The 2,364-nt window shown below is 64.4% G+C and carries 4 protein-coding genes; all 4 read left to right on the top strand.

From position 1 onward, the window contains the following. The coding region (gene secE, locus WBF82_RS09010) for a preprotein translocase subunit SecE (RefSeq protein WP_424382706.1) at nucleotides 1-153 on the top strand (153 nt) is incomplete at its 5' end. A gap of 163 nt (nucleotides 154-316) precedes the next feature. Then, nucleotides 317-1,045, top strand: a complete 729-nt coding sequence (gene nusG, locus WBF82_RS09015) for a transcription termination/antitermination protein NusG (RefSeq protein WP_424382707.1) — start codon at nucleotides 317-319, stop codon at nucleotides 1,043-1,045. Between the two features lie 18 nt (nucleotides 1,046-1,063). Beyond that, on the top strand, nucleotides 1,064-1,492 hold the full coding sequence (rplK, locus tag WBF82_RS09020) for a 50S ribosomal protein L11 (protein WP_424079914.1): 429 nt from the start codon (nucleotides 1,064-1,066) through the stop codon (nucleotides 1,490-1,492). Between the two features lie 75 nt (nucleotides 1,493-1,567). Next, a complete protein-coding gene (rplA, locus tag WBF82_RS09025; RefSeq protein ID WP_424382705.1) occupies nucleotides 1,568-2,275 on the top strand; it encodes a 50S ribosomal protein L1 in 708 nt (235 codons plus the stop codon). Nucleotides 2,276-2,364: the final 89 nt, after the last annotated feature.

Consider the following 2,364-nt stretch of genomic DNA (forward strand, 5'->3'; position numbering starts at 1 on the left):
GTCATTGCCGAGCTGCGCAAGGTCATCTGGCCCAACCGCAAGCAGATGGGGACCTACACCTCGGTGGTACTGGCGTTCCTGGTGTTCATGGTGGCGCTGATCGGCCTGGTCGACCTGGGCCTCGCGAAGCTGGTGCTCATGGTGTTCGGCTGAGGCCGACGCACCCAAAAAGCTGATGTATAGAAGGGACTGAGTAACCGTGACGACCTCCGACGGCGATCTGCCCGCGGGTGACGCGGTCGACATCGCAGCGGCGTTAGAAGAGGTTTCGGTCGAAGCCGAAGCCGACCCGCGGGCGGCTGCCGACGACGCTGCCGTGTCCGTGAACGAGGTTGCGGACGCGGAAGCCGCCGCAGTCGAGGAAGCCGCTGCGGCCGAAGAGCCGGCGCTGGTCGCTGAGCCCGAAGAACCCGAAGAACCCGAAGAGGTCGACCCGGCTGTTGCGCTGAAAGCCGAACTGCGCGCCAAGCCCGGCGACTGGTACGTCATCCACTCCTACGCCGGGTACGAGAACAAGGTCAAAGCCAACCTCGAGACCCGCGTGCAGAACTTGGACGTCGGTGACTACATCTTCCAGGTGGAAGTGCCCACCGAAGAGGTCACCGAGATCAAGAACGGCCAGCGCAAGCAGGTCAACCGCAAGGTGCTGCCCGGCTACATCCTGGTCCGCATGGACCTGACCGACGACTCCTGGTCGGCGGTGCGTAACACCCCGGGTGTCACCGGGTTCGTCGGCGCGACCTCGCGCCCGTCGGCGCTGTCGCTGGACGACGTGGTGAAGTTCCTGCTGCCGCAGGGCGCGGCCAAGAAGCCCGCCAAGGGCGCGGCCAGCACCGCGGCGGCCGAGGTCGGGCTGGAGCGTCCGGTCATCGAGGTCGACTACGCCGTCGGCGAGTCGGTCACCGTGATGGACGGGCCCTTCGCCACGCTGCCGGCCACGATCAACGAGGTCAACGCCGAACAACAGAAACTCAAGGTGCTGGTGTCCATCTTCGGCCGCGAAACACCTGTGGAACTGGGCTTCACCCAGGTCTCGAAGATTTAAGAAAGGACTTCTCACCTCATGGCTCCGAAGAAGAAAGTCGTCGGGCTGATCAAGCTTCAGATCGAAGCCGGGCAGGCTAACCCCGCGCCGCCGGTCGGACCGGCGCTCGGCCAGCACGGCGTCAACATCATGGAGTTCTGCAAGGCATACAACGCCGCCACGGAAAGCCAGCGCGGCAACGTGATTCCGGTGGAGATCACCGTCTATGAGGACCGCAGCTTCACGTTTGCGCTCAAGACACCGCCGGCGGCCAAGCTGTTGCTCAAAGCCGCTGGCGTGGGCAAGGGTTCGGCCGAGCCGCACACGACCAAGGTCGCCAAGGTGACTTGGGACCAGGTCCGCGAAATCGCCGAGACCAAGAAGGCCGACCTCAACGCCAACGACATTGAGGCAGGCGCCAAGATCATCGCCGGGACCGCCCGGTCGATGGGGATCACCGTCGAATAAGACTGCGATACCCAGTGGGAGGGCCAGCTTCGGTCCGCATTTCAACCACACCCCAACCCCAGATTGGATGAACGAATGAGCAAGAACAGCAAGGCATATCGCGCCGCCGCCGAGAAGGTGGATCGCAACAACCTCTACAGCCCGCTGGCAGCGGCCAAGCTGGCCAAGGAGACGTCGTCGACCAAGCAGGACGCCACCGTCGAGGTGGCCATCCGGCTGGGTGTCGACCCGCGCAAAGCCGACCAGATGGTCCGCGGCACGGTCAACCTGCCGCACGGCACCGGTAAGACCGCGCGGGTCGCGGTATTCGCGGTGGGAGACAAGGCCGATGAGGCCACCGCGGCGGGCGCCGACGTAGTCGGCAGCGACGACCTGATCGAGAAGATCCAGGGCGGGTTCTTGGACTTCGACGCCGCGATCGCCACGCCTGACCAGATGGCAAAGGTCGGACGGATCGCCCGAATTCTCGGACCTCGTGGCCTGATGCCCAACCCCAAGACCGGAACCGTCACCCCCGACATCAGCAAGGCCGTGTCGGACATCAAGGGCGGCAAGATCAACTTCCGGATCGACAAGCAGGCCAACCTGCACTTCGTCATCGGCAAGGCATCGTTCGACGAGAAGCAGCTCGCAGAGAACTACGGCGCGGCGCTCGACGAGGTGCTTCGGCACAAGCCGTCGTCGTCAAAAGGCCGCTACCTGAAGAAGATTACGGTCTCGACGACAACCGGCCCGGGCATCCCGGTCGACCCGGCGATCACCCGAAACTTCGGCGACGCGTAATCCGTCGGGCCTCCGCAGCGGGTCACCAACAGTAGAACGCGTGGGCGTCTCTTAGACTCGCCTCATGCCAAGTGCCATGGGGAACGGAG

The organism is Mycobacterium sp. (genome assembly GCF_049673265.1).
Lineage (GTDB): Bacteria > Actinomycetota > Actinomycetes > Mycobacteriales > Mycobacteriaceae > Mycobacterium.

What these genes read in the sequence shown, in the direction of transcription:
- rplK (WP_424079914.1), top strand. Translation starts at nt 1,064, where the DNA reads ATGGCTCCGAAGAAGAAAGTCGTCGGGCTGATCAAGCTTCAGATCGAA.
- rplA (WP_424382705.1), top strand. Translation starts at nt 1,568, where the DNA reads ATGAGCAAGAACAGCAAGGCATATCGCGCCGCCGCCGAGAAGGTGGAT.